The sequence below is a fragment of the Thiolapillus sp. genome, assembly GCF_048562965.1.
Taxonomy (GTDB): Bacteria; Pseudomonadota; Gammaproteobacteria; order Chromatiales; family Chromatiaceae; genus Thiolapillus; species Thiolapillus brandeum_A.
Genome location: NZ_JBHNMF010000254.1, coordinates 1 through 4,783, shown reverse-complemented (window position 1 = coordinate 4,783; position 4,783 = coordinate 1). Strand labels below are relative to the sequence as shown.

Here is a 4,783-nt window from a genome sequence, read left to right as displayed (position 1 = left end):
CCGGCCAGTGGAACTTCTCCTCGGCCAGGCTCTTGTAATAGAGCACGAAGCCATTGTCTTCCCAATACAGCAGCTTGATCTTGTCCCGCCGCCGGTTGGTGAAGGCATACAGCGCCCCCTCGAAGGGGTTGTGGCCCAGCTCCTGTTCGACGATCGCAGCCAGGCTCCGGAAGCTCTTGCGGAAGTCCACCGGGTCCTGATACAGGTAGATCCGCGGCATCTGCGGATGCGGGCGCAGCCGGTATTCCATCACAGCACCGCCAGCAGTTGCTTCACCAGCGGCAGGGTCTCAGTCGCGATTCCCCGGATCTCCAGGCCGTTGGGCAGGCTCAGGATCAGGCCGGCGGGCTGCACCGTGGCCGGGATCACCGGCACAAAGCCCGCCCCCTTCTTCTCTGTTGCCGGTTCGGCCGCCCGGCGTAGCTTGCGGACCCAGTAGCCAAAGGTACTATACCGCAGTTCCTGTTGTTCGCAGTAGGCTTTCTGCGTCAGGCCGGATTGTTGCCAGGCCGAAATGTGTGGCTGCCAGAACGGCGCGCCTTCGGTGATATCGGAAGTATCCATTGCTTTCTCCTCTGTCGTGGGATTCGGGGAGAAAGTCTGCACAGGGTCAGGTGTGGAAAATAGGTGTGGATTCTTGGGCGCTTACAGTAGAAGTCAGTGAAGCGGTTGCCCTTGATCACCACATCGTCTGGCGCGTTGTAGGTTCTCAGCCCGTATTCATTGTCCACATCGGCATGACCACGTACATGGATGCCTTCAATCCACAGGTGTCCGGCGGCGATGCGTAGCGGATCGTCGAAAACCACACTGGCGTTTTGTGCAGCCTGCCAGACGATGTAGCTGTCGCTGGTCCCCGGGGTGTCCAGCAGGATTTCGCCGCCACTGTCGAAGCCGGAATAAACACCGCTGTGGAGCAGGAAGGTATCTCCCGGGTGGGCGTGCTTCTGGGCTTCCTCTATACCGAGGAACGGACTGGCCGCTGTACCTGTGCCACCGCCATTGCCGGGCCGGACATGCAAGCGTCGTCCACCGGTGGGCTTTCGCGGTTGCGGCCGCGTGCTGATGCTGAGGGTCTGGCGGGTGTTTCCTCCGTCCGGATCACTGATTTCCACTGCCAGTTCGTAGCGTTGCCCGGGGTCGAGAAAAAAGATGCTGCCTGCAAAGCCGTTGAAATGATCCGTGATGTCCTTTACCGGGCTGTCGGGCGTGTAATCCACGCGGAAAAGATCCAGTGCGGGTTGCCACGCCCCGTTTCCAGCAGGCCGGAATGCAAGCGTGCCACGGGCATTGTGGTTGTTATCTCCGTCGATGCGGATTTCAATGCCGACCGAATGGAGCGTGGCGTAGCCTGACACCTGACCGGCGACGGTGCTTTGGGCGGCAGAAGCGGGTTGAATGGCGGGAATCAGTACCAGTGTGAGGAGGAGGGCGAATGCCCTGTAAACAGAGTGGCGCTTTGCGGCGAAAGAATGTTGCATGGGGCATTTTCGCACTGCAGCCCGGGAAGGAACCGTGATCAGGGCAGCACAATCTTCGGCTTTTTGGGGTTTCTCCGGAACAGAACGGCCATGTTGCCGATGCGCTGCACCCGTTCCGCACCGGTTTGGTCGACAATATTCCCGATGATTTTGTCGCGCTCGTCCCTGTCGCCGGCGCTGACCTTGATCTTGATGAGTTCGTGGAAATCCAGCGCGATACCGATTTCTTCCAGAACGGATTCACGCAGGCCATGCTGGCCCACCATGACCACGGGTTTGAGGGAGTGGGCGAGGCCGCGCAGATGGCGGATCTGGGGGTTGGAAAGGGACACAAGGCGCTCCATGGGGGGTAAACAGTCAGCAAGGCCGTATTTTACCTGTTCCCGAAACAGTACGTGAAAACATTTTCCCTGTGCGTAAAACCGGTATAATCAACGCTTTATCACCGTCTTTTTTCCGCTAATGGCACGTTCCAAGAGCAGTCATCAATGGATGCAGCGTCATGTCAATGATGAGTACGTACAGCGTGCCCAGCGTGACGGCTACCGCTCGCGGGCCAGTTATAAACTGCTGGAGATCCAGGAGAAAGACAAGGTGCTCAAACCCGGTCAGGTGGTAGTGGACCTGGGAGCTGCTCCGGGAGGCTGGAGCCAGGTAGCCGCCGGTATCGTGGGCAGCAAAGGCAAGGTGCTGGCCATGGATATCCTGGAAATGGATGGTATCCCTGGCGTGGAGTTTTTGCAGGGCGACTTTCGGGAGCAGGAAGTCATGGATCAATTGATAAATCTGCTGGAAGGGCGTGCCGTGGATCTGGTAGTTTCCGACATCGCGCCCAATGCCAGCGGTGTGCGTGCCGTGGATCAGCCCCGGGCCATGTATCTTGCTGAATTGGCGCTGGATTTTGCCAGGACCACCCTGAAGCCCGGGGGCGCATTCGTTACCAAGCTGTTCCAGGGAGAGGGTTTTGACGACTTTATCAGGGATGCCCGCAGCAGTTTTACCCGGGTGGTGACCCGCAAGCCGAAATCCTCCCGTCCGAAAAGCCGTGAAGTGTATGTGGTAGCAACAGGTTATAAATCCTGATATTTTCTAACTATACTGTCTGAAACAGTGCTCCTTCATCTTGAACGCTGTATCCCCCCGGAACTGCGGGGGTTTCAGGTAGAACGTAATGCTTTTACCGCTGTCTTAAACAGGGATACGGTAAGGAACTTTAGAGGAATCTTGTTTTGAATGATATGGCAAAAAATATTGTCCTTTGGGTTGTGATCGCCATCGTCCTGATGACGGTTTTCAACAGCTTCAACGGACAGAAGAATCGCGCGCCGGCGATTTCCTACTCCCAGTTCCTGGAACAGGTGAAGCAGGGCAATGTGACCAGCGTCATCATTCATGATGGCGGAAAGATCGAAGGCACAACGTCCTCCGGCAGCACTTTCCTTACCGAAAGCCCCGAAGATCCCGGCCTGGTAGGTGACCTGCTCAAGGCAGGTGTGGATATCCGCGCCCAGCCGCCCGAGCAGCCTTCCATGCTCAAGCTGATTCTCATCAACTGGTTTCCCCTGATCATCATCGTGGCGCTGTGGATTTTCTTCATGCGGCAGATGCAGGGCGGTGGCGGTGGCCGTGGTGCCATGTCCTTCGGCAAGAGCAAGGCACGCTTGCTCAGTGAAGACCAGGTCAAGGTGACCTTTGCCGACGTGGCCGGTGTAGAAGAGGCCAAGGAAGAAGTGCAGGAAGTGGTGGAGTTCCTCAAGGATCCTTCCAAGTTCCAGCGTCTCGGCGGCAAGATTCCCAAAGGCGTGCTCATGGTCGGCTCTCCCGGCACGGGCAAGACCCTGCTGGCCAAAGCCATCGCCGGTGAAGCCAAGGTGCCGTTCTTCACGATTTCCGGTTCGGATTTCGTCGAGATGTTTGTCGGGGTGGGCGCTTCACGTGTGCGTGACATGTTCGAGACTGCCAAGAAACACGCACCCTGCATTATTTTCATCGACGAGATCGATGCCGTGGGCCGCCACCGTGGCGCCGGCCTGGGTGGTGGACATGACGAGCGTGAGCAGACCCTGAACCAGCTGCTGGTGGAAATGGACGGATTCGAAGGCACCGAGGGTGTTATCGTTATCGCCGCCACCAACCGCCCGGATGTGCTGGACCCGGCTCTGCTGCGACCCGGCCGTTTCGACCGCCAGGTGACCGTGCCGCTTCCCGATGTGCGTGGCCGCGAACAGATTCTCAAGGTGCACATGCGCAAGGTGCCTATGGCCGACGATGTGAAACCCTCACTCATCGCCCGGGGTACCCCCGGGTTTTCCGGTGCCGACCTTGCCAACCTGGTGAACGAGGCTGCGCTCCTGGCCGCCCGCGAAAACAGCAAGGATGTGCGCATGTCTCATTTCGAGGCAGCCAAGGACAAGATCATGATGGGCGCGGAACGCCGCTCCATGGTGATGAAGGACGAAGAAAAGAAACAGACCGCCTATCATGAGGCAGGCCATGCCATCGTGGGCCTGATGGTGCCTTCACACGATCCGGTGTACAAGGTCAGCATCATTCCCCGCGGGCGCGCCCTGGGCGTCACCATGTTCCTGCCTGAAGAGGACAGGTACAGTCAGAGCCGCGAACTGCTGGAGAGCCAGATTTCCAGCCTGTATGGCGGCCGGATTGCCGAGGAACTGATCTTTGGTGATGATCACGTTACCACCGGTGCATCCAATGACATCAAGCGGGCGACCGAAATCGCCCGCAACATGGTCACCCGCTGGGGACTGTCCGATCGTCTGGGACCGCTGGCCTATGGCGAAGAGGAAGAAGAGGTGTTTCTCGGCCGTTCCGTCACCCAGCACAAGAATGTATCCGACGAGACGGCACATATCATCGATGAGGAGATCCGCAACGTCATCGACCGCAACTACGACCGCTCACGTCGTATTCTCAAGGAGAACATCGACAAGCTTCATGCGATGGCTCAGGCGCTGATCAAATATGAAACCATCGATTCCCAGCAGATCGAGGACATCATGGCCGGCCGTACACCGCGTCCACCGGCAGACTGGGATGATGACTCTTCGCCCAGTTCGGGTGGCAACGCTGTGGCCGTGGATGATGTGCCCAAGGACAACAAGAAAGACGACCCGGTGATCGATCCGGATCCCGCCGGACAGCATTGATTACCATTTTTCGATCGCTGCCAGGCATGGAGAGCGAAGCGAAGGCTGGTAGACCCCAGTAGCCGCGAGGCCGCACTGTTTTCCCGGCGTGCCTTGCGCCAGAGGGAAAACAAAGTAGGCCTCCGAACGCGGCGT

The 4,783-nt window shown here is 58.2% G+C and carries 6 protein-coding genes; 2 read left to right on the top strand and 4 right to left on the bottom strand.

Annotated features, from left to right (window positions below):
• From tnpB to yhbY, 4 genes are all read right to left on the bottom strand, one after another.
• Window positions 1–250 (bottom strand): IS66 family insertion sequence element accessory protein TnpB (gene tnpB, locus ACOCD2_RS12575; RefSeq protein ID WP_293675443.1); only part of this gene is annotated, 250 nt, incomplete at its 3' end.
• Window positions 250–564: an IS66 family insertion sequence element accessory protein TnpA gene (tnpA, locus tag ACOCD2_RS12570; RefSeq protein ID WP_293649990.1), complete on the bottom strand. Its 315-nt coding sequence runs from the start codon at window positions 562–564 to the stop codon at window positions 250–252. The genes tnpA and tnpB, both read right to left, overlap by 1 nt.
• Window positions 489–1,481: a hypothetical protein gene (locus ACOCD2_RS12565; RefSeq protein ID WP_419586449.1), complete on the bottom strand. Its 993-nt coding sequence runs from the start codon at window positions 1,479–1,481 to the stop codon at window positions 489–491. Before ACOCD2_RS12565 ends, tnpA begins: the two co-directional genes overlap by 76 nt.
• 38 nt (window positions 1,482–1,519) lie before the next feature.
• Window positions 1,520–1,813 (bottom strand): ribosome assembly RNA-binding protein YhbY, encoded by a 294-nt coding sequence (yhbY, locus tag ACOCD2_RS12560; RefSeq protein ID WP_293648495.1) that lies wholly within the window; start codon window positions 1,811–1,813, stop codon window positions 1,520–1,522.
• 130 nt (window positions 1,814–1,943) lie between these two features.
• Between yhbY and rlmE the strand changes: the two genes are divergently transcribed.
• On the top strand, window positions 1,944–2,564 hold the full coding sequence (gene rlmE / locus ACOCD2_RS12555) for a 23S rRNA (uridine(2552)-2'-O)-methyltransferase RlmE (protein WP_293648492.1): 621 nt from the start codon (window positions 1,944–1,946) through the stop codon (window positions 2,562–2,564).
• A 155-nt stretch (window positions 2,565–2,719) separates the two neighbouring features.
• Window positions 2,720–4,648, top strand: coding sequence for an ATP-dependent zinc metalloprotease FtsH (gene ftsH / locus ACOCD2_RS12550; RefSeq protein WP_293648490.1), 1,929 nt, complete (start codon window positions 2,720–2,722; stop codon window positions 4,646–4,648).
• Window positions 4,649–4,783: the final 135 nt, after the last annotated feature.